This window comes from Caulobacter sp. AVps18, from assembly GCF_058681425.1.
The window spans coordinates 1,898,396-1,914,128 of record NZ_CM178737.1 but is presented as its reverse complement, the minus strand read 5'-3'; the positions used below and the strand labels follow the sequence as shown (position 1 = coordinate 1,914,128).

At 63.8% G+C, this 15,733-nt stretch carries 8 protein-coding genes; 2 read left to right on the top strand and 6 right to left on the bottom strand.

Annotated elements, in window-relative coordinates; genetic code table 11:
* Positions 1–102: 102 nt before the first annotated feature.
* From tuf to rpsL, 4 genes are all read right to left on the bottom strand, one after another.
* The gene (tuf, locus tag ACW179_RS09050; RefSeq protein WP_492059880.1) at positions 103–1,293 is read right to left on the bottom strand and encodes an elongation factor Tu; all 1,191 of its coding nucleotides are present in this window, start codon (positions 1,291–1,293) and stop codon (positions 103–105) included.
* Between the two features lie 135 nt (positions 1,294–1,428).
* Positions 1,429–3,507: an elongation factor G gene (gene fusA, locus ACW179_RS09045; RefSeq protein WP_492063962.1), complete on the bottom strand. Its 2,079-nt coding sequence runs from the start codon at positions 3,505–3,507 to the stop codon at positions 1,429–1,431.
* A 105-nt stretch (positions 3,508–3,612) separates the two neighbouring features.
* Positions 3,613–4,086 carry a 30S ribosomal protein S7 gene (gene rpsG, locus ACW179_RS09040; protein ID WP_492063961.1) on the bottom strand — a complete coding sequence of 158 codons (474 nt, stop codon included), beginning with the start codon at positions 4,084–4,086 and terminating at the stop codon, positions 3,613–3,615.
* A 12-nt stretch (positions 4,087–4,098) separates the two neighbouring features.
* Positions 4,099–4,470, bottom strand: coding sequence for a 30S ribosomal protein S12 (gene rpsL, locus ACW179_RS09035; RefSeq protein WP_007661566.1), 372 nt, complete (start codon positions 4,468–4,470; stop codon positions 4,099–4,101).
* Positions 4,471–4,807: 337 nt separating this feature from the next.
* Here rpsL and ACW179_RS09030 point away from each other — a divergent pair, with 337 nt between their 5' ends.
* Together ACW179_RS09030 and ACW179_RS09025 are read left to right on the top strand one after the other, a co-directional pair.
* Entirely contained in the window at positions 4,808–5,569 is a 762-nt protein-coding gene (locus ACW179_RS09030) for a hypothetical protein (protein WP_492063960.1), read from the top strand.
* A gap of 95 nt (positions 5,570–5,664) precedes the next feature.
* A complete protein-coding gene (locus ACW179_RS09025) occupies positions 5,665–6,987 on the top strand; it encodes a hypothetical protein (RefSeq protein ID WP_492063959.1) in 1,323 nt (440 codons plus the stop codon).
* Between the two features lie 153 nt (positions 6,988–7,140).
* Here ACW179_RS09025 and rpoC read toward each other — a convergent pair whose 3' ends face one another.
* Complete coding sequence (rpoC, locus tag ACW179_RS09020; protein WP_492063958.1) at positions 7,141–11,331, bottom strand: DNA-directed RNA polymerase subunit beta'; 4,191 nt, start codon at positions 11,329–11,331, stop codon at positions 7,141–7,143.
* 99 nt (positions 11,332–11,430) lie between these two features.
* Positions 11,431–15,501: a DNA-directed RNA polymerase subunit beta gene (rpoB, locus tag ACW179_RS09015; RefSeq protein ID WP_492063957.1), complete on the bottom strand. Its 4,071-nt coding sequence runs from the start codon at positions 15,499–15,501 to the stop codon at positions 11,431–11,433.
* Positions 15,502–15,733 lie beyond the last annotated feature (232 nt).

The following is a 15,733-nucleotide window of genomic DNA, read 5'->3' as shown; positions in this document are numbered from 1 at the left end:
CAAGTCGCCAGCCGACAGGGGGCCTGATCCCAAAGCAAAAGGCCCCGGCGTTTCCGCCGGGGCCTTCGCAATCAGATCAGCTTGTCGCTGAAGATCGGTCGACTACTCGACGATTTTCGCGACGACGCCAGCGCCGACCGTACGGCCGCCTTCGCGAATGGCGAAGCGCAGACCCTGGTCCATGGCGATCGGGGTGATCAGCTCGACGTCCAGCTCGGCGTTGTCGCCCGGCATGATCATTTCCACGCCTTCGCGCAGCTTGATGATCCCGGTCACGTCGGTGGTGCGGAAGTAGAACTGCGGGCGATAGTTGGTGAAGAACGGGGTGTGACGGCCGCCTTCTTCCTTGGTCAGGATATAGGCCTCGGCCACGAACTTGGTGTGCGGGGTGATCGAGCCGGGCTTGCAGAGAACCTGACCGCGCTCGACGTCTTCGCGCTTGGTGCCGCGCAGCAGAACGCCGACGTTGTCACCGGCTTGACCCTGGTCGAGCAGCTTGCGGAACATTTCGACGCCCGTGCAGGTCGTCTTCTGAACCGGACGGATGCCGACGATTTCGACTTCTTCGCCGACCTTGACGATGCCCTTTTCGATACGGCCCGTGACCACGGTGCCGCGGCCCGAGATCGAGAACACGTCTTCGACCGGCATCAGGAAGGGCAGGTCCAGCGGACGCGCCGGCTGCGGGATGTAGTCGTCAACCGTCTGCATCAGCGCCAGGATCGACTCTTCGCCGATCTTGGGGTTGCCACCGTCGATGGCGACCTTGGCCGAGCCCTTGGTGATCGGAATGTCGTCGCCGGGGAAGTCATACGACGAAAGCAGCTCGCGCACTTCCATCTCGACCAGCTCGAGCAGCTCTTCGTCGTCGACCAGGTCGACCTTGTTCATGTAGACGACCAGGGCGGGCACGCCGACCTGACGGGCCAGCAGGATGTGCTCGCGGGTCTGGGGCATCGGGCCGTCAGCGGCCGAAACCACCAGGATAGCGCCGTCCATCTGCGCGGCGCCGGTGATCATGTTCTTCACATAGTCGGCGTGGCCGGGGCAGTCGACGTGGGCATAGTGACGGTTGGCCGTCTCATATTCCACGTGGGCGGTGTTGATCGTGATGCCGCGGGCCTTTTCTTCCGGCGCAGCGTCGATGTCGGCGTAGTTCATCGCCTTGCCGCCGCCGACCTTGGCCAGCGTGATGGTGATCGCAGCCGTCAGCGTCGTCTTGCCATGGTCAACGTGACCGATGGTGCCGATGTTGCAGTGCGGCTTGTTACGTTCGAACTTTTCCTTGGCCATTTTTCTCTACCTTGGGACCCGAAACCCCTCAGAAAGTGGGGGGGCCTGCAATTAATGGGATTTCTGGGGTGTAGACGGGTGGGTTCTTCCGAACCCACCCTGTTCTTTCTTGTACGCTTTTCCCGGGGGAAAAGCCTACGCGTACTTCTTGATCACTTCGTCGGCGACGTGTTGCGGCACCTGCTCGTAGTGGTCGTACTGCATGGTGAACTGGGCGCGGCCCTGGCTCATGCCACGCAGCGTGTTCACATAGCCGAACATGTTGGCCAGCGGCACGAAAGCGTTCACGACCGTGGCGTTGCCGCGCATGTCCTGACCCTGGATCATGCCGCGACGGCTGTTCAGGTCACCGATGACCGAACCCAGATACTCTTCCGGGGTCACGACCTCGACGGCCATGATCGGCTCGAGCAGCTTGGGAGCGCCCTTTTCACGCAGTTCCTTGAAGGCGGCGCGCGACGCGATTTCGAACGCCAGCACGCTGGAGTCGACGTCGTGATACTTGCCGTCCGTCAGGGTGGCCTTGAAGTCGATCAGCGGGAAGCCGGCCAGCAGGCCGTTGTCCTTGACCGACATCAGGCCCTTTTCGACGCCCGGGATGTATTCCTTGGGCACCGCGCCGCCGACGATGGCGCTTTCGAAAACGAAGCCCGAGCCGGGTTCACCCGGTTCAAACGTGATCATGACGCGGGCGAACTGGCCCGTACCACCGGTCTGCTTCTTGTGGGTGTAGTCGATGTCGACCGTACGACCCAGGCTTTCGCGATAGGCAACCTGCGGCGCGCCGATATTGGCTTCGACCTTGTAGGTCCGCTTCAGGATGTCGATCTTGATGTCCAGGTGCAGTTCGCCCATGCCCTTCAGGATCGTCTGACCGCTTTCGAAGTCGGTCGAAACGGTGAAGGACGGATCTTCGGCGGCCAGCTTCTGCAGGGCGACGCCCAGCTTCTCCTGGTCGGCCTTCGACTTGGGCTCAACGGCGATTTCGATGACGGGCGCCGGGAAAACCATGCGCTCCAGGATCACCGGCGACTTGGTCGGGTCGCACAGGGTGTCACCGGTGCGGGTGTCCTTGAGGCCGGCCAGGGCGACGATGTCGCCGGCATAGGCTTCCTTGATGTCTTCGCGGTTGTTGGAGTGCATCAGCAGCATGCGGCCGACGCGTTCCTTCTTGTCGCGCGAGGCGTTCAGCAGGCCCATGCCGGTTTCGAGCTTGCCCGAATAGATGCGGCAGAAGGTCAGCGAACCGACGAAGGGGTCGTCCATGATCTTGAACGCCAGAACCGAAAGCGGCTCGTCGTCCGAAGCATGACGCACGATCTCTTCTTCGGTCTTGAAGTCGATGCCCTTGGTCGGCGGGATGTCCAGCGGCGAGGGCAGGTAGTCGACAACGGCGTCCAGGAGCGTTTGCACGCCCTTGTTCTTGAAGGCCGAGCCGCAGAGGATCGGATAGAAGGCGCCGGTCAGCACGGCCTTGCGGATGCACTTCTTCAGCACGGCTTCCGAGGGCTCTTCGCCGCCCAGATAGGCTTCCATCGCCTCGTCGTCCATTTCGACGGCGGCTTCGACCAGATAGGCGTGAGCCTCAACGGCCTTGGCCAGCAGGTCGGCGGGGATTTCTTCGTCGCGGAAGTTGGCACCCAGGGCGTCGTTGTCCCAGACAACGGCCTTCATGCGGACCAGGTCAACCAGGCCGCTCAGGGTGTTTTCCGAACCGATCGGGAACTGGATCGGAACGGCCTTGGCGCCCAGACGGTCGCGGATCGACTCGACCGACTTGTCGAAGTCGGCACCGATCTTGTCCATCTTGTTGACGAACACGATGCGCGGAACGTTGTACTTGTCGGCCTGGCGCCAGACGGTTTCGGTCTGGGGCTCAACACCGGCATTGCCGTCCAGAACGGCGACGGCGCCGTCGAGCACGCGGAGCGAACGCTCGACTTCAATGGTGAAGTCGACGTGCCCGGGGGTGTCGATGATGTTGAGGCGCTTTTCCTTCCAGAAAGCGGTCGTCGCGGCCGACGTGATCGTGATGCCGCGCTCCTGCTCCTGGTCCATCCAGTCCATGGTCGCGGCGCCGTCGTGGACTTCGCCGATCTTGTGCGACTTACCGGTGTAATACAGGATCCGCTCGGTCGTCGTCGTCTTCCCGGCGTCGATATGCGCCATGATTCCGAAGTTGCGGTAGTCTTCGATTTTATGCTGGCGGGCCATGGTCGAGCTCTGAGTAGCGCTGCCGTTGGGCAGGGACATTTAAACGTGCGGCGCGGGCGGTTTATCTCAAACCGCCCGCGCCTGAAAGAGTGCTGGTAAGAAAGGTTACCAGCGGTAGTGCGAGAACGCCCGGTTGGCTTCAGCCATCTTGTGGGTGTCTTCGCGCTTCTTCACCGCGGTGCCGCGGTTGTTGGAAGCGTCGAGGAGCTCACCGGCCAGCTTTTCCGTCATGGTGTTCTCGCCGCGCTTGCGCGCTGCGGTCACCAGCCAACGGATAGCCAGGGCGCGACGACGGTCCGGACGCACTTCCACCGGCACCTGATAGGTGGCGCCGCCGACGCGACGCGACCGGACTTCGATCGCCGGGGCGACGTTGTCCAGGGCAGAGTGGAAGGTTTCCAGGGGACCCTGGTCCTTGCGCTTGGTCTCGATGATGTCGAAAGCACCATAGATGATGTTTTCGGCGACGGCTTTTTTGCCCTCGTACATCACGTAGTTCATGAATTTGGTAACGATCAGGTCTCCGAACTTCGGGTCCGGCAGAACTTGGCGTTTCTCGGCGCGACGGCGGCGTGACATTCTTCTTTTTCCTTACTTCGGACGCTTGGCGCCGTAGAGCGAACGACGCTGCTTACGATCCTTGACACCTTGGGTGTCGAGGACGCCGCGCAGGATGTGATAGCGGACGCCGGGCAAGTCCTTGACGCGGCCGCCGCGGATGAGCACCACCGAGTGCTCCTGCAGGTTGTGGCCTTCGCCCGGGATGTAGCAAACGGCTTCGATGCCGGTGGTCAGACGGACCTTGGCGACCTTACGCAGAGCCGAGTTCGGCTTCTTCGGGGTCGTCGTGTAGACGCGGGTGCAAACGCCGCGACGTTGAGGGCAGCCCTTCAGGGCGGGCACCTTGTTCCGGACCGGCTTGGGCTGGCGCGGTTTGCGGATGAGCTGGTTGACGGTAGGCATTCAGTCTCTGCTCTGATGGAAGCGTGTGCCTGTCGGCCGAAGCGCTTCGGGTCCTTGTTGTTGTTCTTCCGGCTTTCAGGGTTCCGGGAGGAGACGCGATAAACACGAAACTCGCCGGGACGCGGAAAGCGTTCCGGCGGGCTATCCGTCGGTGAAGGGACGGGCGTCTATCGAGACAGGCGCAAGGCCCACCCTGAAAAGAGCGCGGTATTTACTCGCGAAGTCGATCCGCGTCAATCGCCTGTGAATGCGCCGGTTAATGAGGCCTTAACGGCCACGGTTTCGCCACTTCCGGTGGAGAGGTTGGTCCAACGTCTCTCTTCTTGTCGAGTTCCGGGTGGCCCTGTCTGCGTCGCGCTCCATACGGTTGAAACGGGGCGTCGTGGCGGCCGGGTCACTGGCGGCGCACGTGGTGGTGCTGGGCTTTCTGGCCTTGCCGGCCAGCCCGCTGTTTGTCGACCGATCCAATGACGAGGACGCCCTGACCGTGACACTGGAGCGTCCGCACCGGTCGCAGACGCCGCCGGACCTAGTGGCCACCCCGCGCCTGGCGGCGCCCTCGGCGGTCCAGCCGCGCCCTGCGCGCCTGCCGGTGCCGGCTTCGGTCAACGCCCTGCCCTACAGCCGCGCCGCCGGTGCCGGGACGGCCCCTCACCCGGCCCCCTTGCCGGAGGGGCCCAGGGGGGATGTGCGCACCGCCTTGCGCGGCAGCGGGGTAGGCTGCGCCAACGCCGCCGCCGTCGGCTTGAACCGTCGCGAGCGCGAACGCTGCGACGAGCGCTGGGGCGAGGCGGCCCGCAACGCTCCGGTCTATGCCAACGCCCCGAACAGCGCCGGGGCGGCGATCGACTTCCGCCAACAGTCGCTCGTCCAGGAATCCCGTCGCGCCTACAGGGAAAGTCCCATGGGCGTGGGCGTGGATCACCGTAGCCGCGACGGCCCAGGCAGGGCCAAGGACATCCCCTTCGTCGGCGGGCTTGAGCAGGACGGAGAGGGCAAGCCCCGCGACGCGCGCGGTCAGGAGCGCTACCTACTCGGCAAGGCCAAGGAGATCGAGGCCAAGCGCGCCAAGGCCAGGCGAGAAGCCGAGCAGCGCTAATTGCGTGTCTAGGCGACCCGGGCCAAGCGGACGACGAACGTTGGGCTTTAGAATAGAGTTTGCTTGTCGGGTCGCGGTAAGGGGGCATCTGGAAAATGGCGATAGCGCAGCACGGTTTAGCCGCCCTCTTATATGTCGCCGGCGCAGTTGGTCCGGCGTCGGTGGCGCTGCCGCCTGCGCGCGAGCCGACGATCTCCATAAGCGCCACCGACGATCAGCAATGGACGGCGACCTACAGGCTGCACAAGCCTGCCTCGTCGCTGGTCTTCGCCCGGTCGCCTGACGCGAGCCGAACCCAGACCTGGACCGCGCCGCGAGACTTCGAGATAGTTTCCATAGCGGATGTCGAAACAGTGCGTCGCAAAGACGGCCGGCCGTTCCGGGCCGTTCGGATGCGAATGCGTCCGGCCTATCGCGACCTGCCAAAGGACTATGGGCCGTTCGCGCCGTTCGGCGATGGGTCCATGCTATTCCACACGGGACGCTTCTTTGCCTGCGCCGCCGCATGTACAGACGATCCTCGATGGCGGATGTCTCTGCACACACGTCGGGACCGATCAATTGTCCTGAAAGGCCAGATCACGCGCGGCGTGGCGCAATGGCGCGATCAAGATGATGGTTCCTATGTCTATATAGGCGATATGCGACCGGTCAGACGCGCCGGCGTGCTCGCCATTATCGACCGGTCCTTGCCACTAACTGTGGCCGCACAGCTTGATCGCGACCTCCCCCGTTTCGGTGCCTTCTACGCGGCACGCTTGGGCGCCTTGTCGTCGCCGCCCGTGCTATTTGCCTCGTTCGACAGCAAGCATGCCGACGGCTGGGGTCGCCAGGGCGGCACCCTGCCGGGCCAGGTGTTCACCCATTTCTATGGAGAGCGCTGGTCTTCGGAGATGTCGAAACCGGGCTTCGCGTTCGATCTCTCCTGGCACTTCGCCCACGAGACCGGTCACCTTTACCAGCACGGCCTGTCCAGCGCGGATAAGAGTGGATCGTGGATTCATGAAGGGGCCGCAGAAGCCTTTGCGACGATCGCCATGCGAGATCTCGACCCCGCCATGGTCCCGCAGATCGATGCAAAAGTCGCGCTGGCTCGGCGGACCTGCGCGGAGGCCACCGAGCGGCAGTCGCTGGTCGACGCGCTCGATAAGGGCAACTATCGCGCTGCTTATTCTTGCGGCCTGGTTCTGAACCTCGCGATCGATCAGTCCATTCGTCGATCCGGCGCGGGCCAGGATGGCCTCTTCACCGTTTGGCGCCGTCTTCATACTCACCAACGGGGCCGCCAAGGCGTGACGGCACAGGACTATGCTGCGGCAGTGAAGGCGGTGGCTGGATCTTGTGTCAGCGAGGCCCTAGTTAGAATGACCCAGACCGCTGGCGTTTCTCTCGATCACGAGATCGATCAATGCGTTTAGGCTCTATCGGCCACCGGTCGGGCTGCCGCCCTCCGCCTGGAAAACGCCGCCCCCCGACAAACAAAAAGGCCCGGGATCGCTCCCGGGCCTTTCCGTTTCGTCTGTCAGGCTGACGCTCTATTCGACGCCGGCCGTCTTGAAGACCGCAGACGCCTATTCGGCGTCTGCGAGCGCGATGGCCTCGGGCAGAGGCTCCATCGCATCTTCACGCTGCTGGGCCAGCTGCTCGTCGCGCTTGGCGGCGACGCGCTGCAGGCTGCGCAGATAGGAACCCGTACCGGCGGGGATCAGGCGACCCACGATGACGTTTTCCTTCAGGCCTTCCAGGGTGTCGGTCTTGCCGTGCACCGAGGCTTCGGTCAGGACGCGGGTCGTTTCCTGGAACGACGCGGCCGAGATGAAGCTCTTGGTTTGCAGCGAGGCCTTGGTGATGCCGAGCAGCACGGGCTGGGTGGTGGCCGGACGGCCGCCACGCGAAACCGCGCGGTCCTGCTCGATGTAGAACTCGGGCTTGTCGAGGTGATCGCCCTTGATCAGGCCCGTATCGCCCGGCTCGAGGATCTCGACCTTTTGCAGCATCTGACGAACGATCGTCTCGATATGCTTGTCGTTGATCGGCACGCCTTGCAGTCGGTAAACTTCCTGGATTTCGTCGACCAGGAAGTTGGCCAGGGCCTCGACGCCCAGGATGCGCAGGATGTCGTGCGGATCCGGGTTGCCGTCGATGATGTATTCGCCGCGCGCGATGAAATCGCCATCGTGCACCGCGATGTGCTTGCCCTTGGGGATCAGGAACTCAACCGGCTCGCCCTGGTTGCCGTCAGCGTCGACTTCCGGGGTGATCTTGATGCGGCGCTTGTTCTTGTAATCCTTGCCGAATTCGACACGACCGTCCATTTCCGCGATGACCGCGCAGTCCTTGGGACGGCGGGCTTCGAAGAGTTCGGCGACGCGCGGCAGACCGCCGGTGATGTCGCGGGTCTTGGCGCCTTCGGTGGGGATCCGCGCGATGACCTCGCCCGGCTTGACCATGTCGCCGTCAGCGACGGACAGAATGGCCCCGACCGACATCAGGTAGCGGGCCTCACCGCCGTTGGCCAGGCGAACATACGAGCCGTCTTCGCCCAGAACGCCCATGGCAGGGCGCAGGTCCGAAGCGCGGGCCGAGGTCCGCCAGTCGGCGATCACGCGCTGCGCGATACCGGTGGCTTCGTCGGTTTCCTCGCGGACGGAGAAGCCGTCCACCAGGTCTTCGGCGCGGATGCGGCCGGCCACTTCGGTGATGATCGGGGTGGTGTAGGGGTCCCAATCGGCCAGACGCTGGCCGCGCTTGACCTTGTCGCCGTCCTTGATCTTCAGACGCGCGCCGTACGGCGGCTTGTAGTTTTCGCGCTCCTTGCCGTCGACCAGGACGCTGACGGCCGTGTTGCGGCTCATGACGACCAGGAAGCCTTCGGTGCCGACAACGGTGGCGCCGGTCACGCGGACCACACCGTCGTTGCTGCTTTCGAAGAACGACTGCTCGGCCACCTGGGCGGTACCGCCGATGTGGAAGGTCCGCATCGTCAGCTGGGTGCCGGGCTCGCCGATGGACTGGGCGGCGATGACGCCGACCGCTTCACCGATGTTCACCGGCGTACCGCGAGCCAGGTCGCGGCCGTAGCAGGCGCCGCAGACGCCGACCTTGGCTTCGCAGGTCAGGACCGAACGCACCTTCACCGACTGCACGGCAGCCGCTTCGATCGCGTCGGCCATGTTCTCGGTCAGGTAGGTGTCGGCCGGAACGACCAGTTCGCCGGTTGCCGGATCCTTGACGTCTTCGGCCGTGAAGCGGCCCAGGACGCGCATGCCCAGCGAGACCAGGACGTCACCGCCCTCGACCACGGCGCGCAGGGTGATGCCCCGCGTGGTGCCGCAGTCTTCCTCGACGATGATGCAGTCCTGCGCCACGTCGACCAGACGACGGGTCAGATAGCCCGAGTTGGCGGTCTTCAGCGCGGTGTCCGCGAGGCCCTTACGGGCACCGTGGGTCGAGTTGAAGTATTCCTGAACGGTCAGGCCTTCCTTGAAGTTCGAGACGATCGGGGTCTCGATGATCTCGCCCGAGGGCTTGGCCATCAGACCGCGCATGCCGCCCAGCTGCTTCATCTGGGCTTGCGAACCACGAGCGCCGGAGTGGGCCATCATGTAGATGGCGTTGATCTCCTTCTCGCGGCCGTTCTCGTCCAGATGCTTCATCTGGAGCTCGGCCATCATCTCGTCGGCGACGCGGTCGGTAGCCTTGGCCCAGGCGTCAACGACCTTGTTGTACTTCTCGCCCTTGGTGATCAGGCCGTCAGCATATTGCTGCTCGTACTCTTCAGCCAGGGTGCGGGTTTCGGCGACGATCGCCTCTTTCCGCTTCGGGATGATGATGTCGTCCTTGCCGAAGGAAATGCCGGCCTTGGCCGCTTCCTTGAAGCCCAGACCCATGATCTGGTCGGCAAAGATCACCGTCGCCTTCTGACCGCAGTGGCGGTAGACGATGTCGATCAGATTGCCGATTTCCTTCTTGGTCAGAGCCTTCTCGATCAGACGGTGACCCACCTGCGGGTGACGCGGCAGCAGGGCGGCGATCTTCATCCGGCCAGGCGTGGTGTCGATCACGCGGCGACGGGCCACGCCATCGGCGTCCACTTCAGTGAAGCGCGACTTGATCTTGGCGTGCAGGCTGACGACGCCGGCGTCCATGGCGGCTTCGATTTCAGCGATGTCGCTGAAGATCTTGCCTTCGCCCGGCTCACCGTCGCGAGCGACCGACAGATAGTACAGGCCCAGGACGATGTCCTGCGACGGCACGATGATCGGGCGACCGTTGGCGGGCGACAGGATGTTGTTGGTCGACATCATCAGGACGCGCGCTTCGAGTTGCGCCTCCAGCGACAGCGGCACGTGGACAGCCATCTGGTCGCCGTCGAAGTCGGCGTTGAAGGCGGCGCAGACCAGCGGGTGCAGCTGGATGGCCTTGCCCTCGATCAGCTTGGGCTCGAAAGCCTGGATGCCCAGACGGTGAAGCGTCGGCGCGCGGTTCAGCATCACCGGGTGTTCGCGGATCACCTCTTCGAGGATGTCCCACACCTGGGGCTGTTCGCGCTCGACCATGCGCTTGGACTGCTTGACGGTGCCCGACAGGCCCTTGGCGTCCAGGCGCGCATAGATGAACGGCTTGAACAGCTCCAGAGCCATCTTCTTGGGCAGGCCGCACTCGTGCAGCTTCAGATCGGGACCGACCACGATGACCGAACGGCCCGAATAGTCGACGCGCTTGCCCAGCAGGTTCTGACGGAAGCGACCCTGCTTGCCCTTCAGCATGTCGGCCAGCGACTTCAGCGGGCGCTTGTTGGCACCCGTGATGACGCGACCGCGACGGCCGTTGTCGAACAGGGCGTCGACCGACTCCTGCAGCATCCGCTTTTCGTTGCGGATGATGATGTCGGGCGCGCGCAGCTCGATCAGGCGCTTGAGGCGGTTGTTACGGTTGATGACCCGGCGATAGAGGTCGTTCAGGTCGGAGGTGGCGAAGCGGCCACCGTCCAGCGGCACCAGCGGACGCAGTTCCGGCGGGATCACCGGAACGACCGTCAGAACCATCCACTCGGGGCGGTTGCCCGACTCGGAGAAGGCTTCGAGGATCTTCAGGCGCTTGCTGAACTTCTTCTGCTTCATGTCCGACACGGTGCCGGCCAGCTCTTCGCGCAGGCGTTCGGCTTCCTTGTCGAGGTCGATCGCCTTCAGCAGGTTCTGGATGGCTTCAGCGCCGATCTCGGCAGTGAAGCTGTCATCGCCGTACTCTTCCTGGGCGCGCATGTAGTCGTCCTCGCTGAGCAGCTGGTGCTGCTTCAGCGGGGTCAGGCCCGGCTCGGTGATGATGTAGTATTCGAAGTACAGAACGCGTTCGATGTCCTTCAGCGGCATGTCGAGCATCATGGCGATGCGCGAGGGCAAGCTCTTCAGGAACCAGATGTGGGCGACCGGCGAGGCCAGTTCGATGTGGCCCATGCGCTCGCGACGAACGCGGGCCAGGGTGACTTCAACACCGCACTTTTCGCAGATGATGCCCTTGTACTTCATGCGCTTGTACTTGCCGCACAGGCATTCGTAATCCTTGGTCGGGCCAAAGATACGGGCGCAGAACAGGCCGTCACGCTCGGGCTTGAACGTGCGATAGTTGATGGTCTCGGGCTTCTTGATCTCGCCGAACGACCACGAGCGGATCTTTTCCGGCGAGGCCAGAGAAATACGGATCTGGTCGAAGGTCGGAGCGGCCTGGACCGGATTGAAGATGTTCAGGACTTCCTGGTTCATCTTGGTTCCTTCTGCGGGAGCGTCCCGCGAAAATTCAAAGTGGAGCGTGGCTGAGCGAAGGCCCCTCCCCCACCGCTAGGTGGAGGAGGGAGATCCGGATCAGCTGTTCTCCAGCTCGACGTTCAGGCCGAGCGAGCGCATTTCCTTGACCAGCACGTTGAAGCTTTCGGGGATACCGGCTTCGAACGTGTCGTCGCCACGGACGATCGACTCGTAGACCTTGGTGCGGCCGGCCACGTCGTCGGACTTCACCGTCAGCATTTCCTGCAGGGTGTAGGCCGCGCCGTAGGCTTCCAGAGCCCACACTTCCATTTCCCCGAAGCGCTGACCGCCGAACTGGGCCTTACCACCCAGCGGCTGTTGCGTGACGAGGGAGTACGGACCGATCGAACGGGCGTGGATCTTGTCGTCGACCAGGTGGTGCAGCTTCAGCATGTAGATGTAGCCGACCGTGACCGGACGCTTGAACTGGTCGCCCGTCTGGCCGTCGAACAGGATCGACTGGCCCGAAGGGTCGAGACCCGCCATGCGCAGATGGTCTTCGATGTCGCCGATGCGCGCACCGTCGAACACGGGCGTCGCGATCGGAACGCCCTTGCCGAGGTTGCGAGCCAGTTCCAGCAGGCCTTCTTCGGTGTCCGGCAGTTCTTCGTCCGGGCCGTAGATCTCGGTCAGACGCTCGATGAGCGCTTCCTTCTGACCACCGGCCTGCCAGTCTTCCATCAGGGCGGTGATCTGCTTGCCGAGACCGGCGCAGGCCCAACCCAAGTGGGTTTCGAAGATCTGGCCGACGTTCATGCGCGACGGCACGCCCAGCGGGTTCAGAACGACGTCGACGTGCGTACCATCGGCGAGGAACGGCATGTCCTCGATCGGCAGGATGCGCGAGATGACGCCCTTGTTGCCGTGACGGCCGGCCATCTTGTCGCCGGGCTGAAGCTTGCGCTTCACGGCCACGAAGACCTTGACCATCTTCATCACGCCGGGGGGCAGTTCGTCGCCGCGCTGCAGCTTGTCGACCTTGTCTTCGAAACGACGGTCCAGACGCTTGCGGTTCTCGTCGAACAGACGACGCAGCGACTCAAGTTCGCCCATCGCCTTCTCGTCTTCGAGCGCGATCTGCCACCACAGGCCGGGCTGAACATCAGCCAGGCCTTGAGCGGTGATCTCGCCGCGCGACAGGCCCTTGGGGCCCGACAGAGCGACGTTGCCGATCAGCAGCTCGCGCAGACGGCCCGAGATGTTGCGGTTCAGGATCGCGAATTCGTCGTCGCGGTCCTTGCCCAGACGGTCGATTTCCGAGCGTTCGATGGCCAGGGCGCGCTCGTCCTTGTCGACGCCGTGACGGTTGAACACGCGCACGTCGACGATCGTGCCGGCGACGCCCGGGGGCAGGCGCAGGCTGGTGTCGCGGACGTCCGAGGCCTTTTCACCGAAGATGGCGCGCAGGAGCTTTTCTTCCGGCGTCATCGGGCTTTCGCCCTTCGGCGTGACCTTGCCGACCAGGATATCGCCCGGCTGGACTTCGGCACCGATGGCCACGATGCCGGCTTCGTCGAGGTTGCGCAGGGCTTCCTCGCCGACGTTCGGGATATCGCGGGTGATTTCTTCCGGGCCGAGCTTCGTGTCGCGGGCCATGACTTCGAATTCCTCGATGTGGATCGAGGTGAAGACGTCGTCACGGACGATGCGTTCGGAGATCAGGATCGAGTCTTCGAAGTTGTAGCCGTTCCAGGGCATGAACGCGACGAGCGCGTTGCGGCCCAGGGCCAGTTCGCCCAGCTCGGTCGAGGGACCGTCGGCGATGATGTCGCCCGAGTTGATCTTGTCGCCCACCTTCACCAGCGGACGCTGGTTGATGCAGGTCGACTGGTTCGAACGCTGGAACTTGCTGAGGCGGTAGATGTCGACGCCCGAACGGGCGGCGTCGGTTTCTTCGGTAGCGCGCACAACGATACGCGTACCGTCGATCTGCTCGACCACACCCGTGCGCTTGGCCACGACCACGGCACCGGAGTCGCGAGCGACCACGGCTTCCATGCCTGTCCCGACAAGGGGGGCATCGGATTGCACCAGGGGCACGGCCTGACGTTGCATGTTCGAGCCCATGAGGGCGCGGTTGGCGTCATCGTTTTCGAGGAAGGGGATCAGGGCCGCGGCCACCGAAACCACCTGACGCGGCGACACGTCCATCAGGTCGACCATCTCCTTTTGCAGGAGCGTGGGTTCGCCGTTGATCCGGCCGGGAACCAGGTCGTCAACGATCTCGCCGTCCAACACCTTGATGTTGGACTGGGCGATGACGTGCTTCGACTCTTCCATGGCCGACATGTAGACGACTTCGTCGAGCGGCTTGCCGTCGGCGACGCGACGGTAGGGGCTCTCGATGAAGCCGTACTTGTTGACGCGGGCATGGGTGGCCAGCGAGTTGATCAGACCGATGTTCGGGCCTTCCGGCGTTTCAATCGGGCAGATGCGGCCGTAGTGGGTCGGGTGAACGTCGCGGACTTCGAAGCCGGCGCGCTCGCGGGTCAGACCGCCCGGGCCAAGCGCCGAGAGACGACGCTTGTGGGTGATTTCCGACAGCGGGTTGGTCTGGTCCATGAACTGCGACAGCTGCGAGGAGCCGAAGAATTCCCGCACCGAGGCCGCAGCCGGCTTGGCGTTGATCAGGTCGTGCGGCATCACGGTGTCGATGTCGACCGACGACATGCGTTCCTTGATGGCGCGTTCCATGCGCAGCAGGCCGACGCGGTACTGGTTTTCCAGCAGTTCGCCGACCGAACGCACCCGGCGGTTGCCCAGGTTGTCAATGTCGTCGATTTCGCCGCGACCGTCGCGCAGGCCGACGAGCAGCTTCAGGACCGCCAGCACGTCTTCCTTGCGGAGCACGCGCATCTCGTCCGAAGCGTCCAGCTCCAGGCGCATGTTCATCTTCACGCGGCCCACGGCCGACAGGTCGTAGCGCTCGGCGTCGAAGAACAGCGACTTGAACATCGCTTCGGCAGCTTCGACGGTCGGCGGCTCGCCCGGACGCATGACGCGATAAATGTCGAACAGCGCGTCCTCGCGGACGGCGTTCTTGTCCACCCGCAGGGTGTTGCGCATGTAGGCACCGACCGTGACGTGGTCGATGTCCAGCACGTCGATGGTGCTGAAGCCTTGATCGGCCAGGGCCTGGATCGAGGTGACGTCCAGCTCGTCGCCGGCTTCGGCGTAGATCTCGCCGTTCTCGTAGTTGACGGCGTCGCGGGCCAGATAGCGGCCGGTCAGGGCCTCGGGCGCCAGCAGCAGGGTCTTGAGGCCGGCGTCAGCCAGCTTCTTGGCCTGACGGGCGGTGATCTTCGTACCGGCCGGAGCGACTTCCTCGCCGGTGTCGCCGTCAACGAGGGCGAACTCCGGCTTCACGCCGCGCCAGCGCTCGGGCTTGTAGGGGGTGGCCCAGCCGCCTTCGCGCTTTTCGAAGGGCACGACGTCGTAGAACGTCGTCAGGATCTCTTCGCCGTCCATGCCCAGGGCATAGAGGAAGGTGGTGGCGGGCAGCTTGCGGCGGCGGTCGATGCGGACATAGACCACGTCCTTGGCGTCGAACTCGAAGTCCAGCCACGATCCGCGATAGGGAATGACGCGGGCGGCGAACAGCAGCTTGCCCGAGGCGTGGGTCTTGCCCTTGTCGTGGTCGAAGAACACGCCAGGGGAGCGGTGCATCTGCGAGACGATGACCCGCTCGGTGCCGTTGACGATGAAGGTGCCCTTGTCGGTCATGAGCGGGATATCGCCCATGTAGACGTCCTGCTCCTTGATGTCCTTGACGGACCGGGCGCCGGTTTCTTCTTCGGTTTCGAACACGATCAGGCGCAGCTTGACCTTCAGCGGCGCCGCGAAGGTCATGTCGCGCTGGATGCATTCTTCAACGTCGTACTTGGGCTCTTCGAACTCGTACGAGACGTATTCGAGCACCGCGCGCTCGTTGAAGTCCTTGATCGGGAAGACGGACTTGAAGACCGCCTCGATGCCTTCGTCGCGGCGCTGGCCCGGACGGACCTCGCGCTGAAGGAACTGTTCATAGGACGAGCGCTGAACCTCGATGAGGTTCGGCATCTGCACAGCTTCGGGGATGCGGCCGAAAGACTTCCGGATCCGCTTCTTGCCGGTGAAGGATTGCGCCATGTTTTTTCCCTGCGGCGCGGATACGGAATCCGCGCGTAAATTCGTTTTGATCCTGCGTCCACCCTCGCCGCACCCGCCTGAAACGGGAGCGCCGGACGCTGGAATTCCCCTGCCAGGCGACCGGGACCGGTAGACCTGACGGGCGCCCCTTCGCGCTGGTCGGAGGGCGGCTGACCGCGCCTCGGGGCGTACTTGCAGACACGCGCACGCGCGCTCTGCCGAATATCTTCGT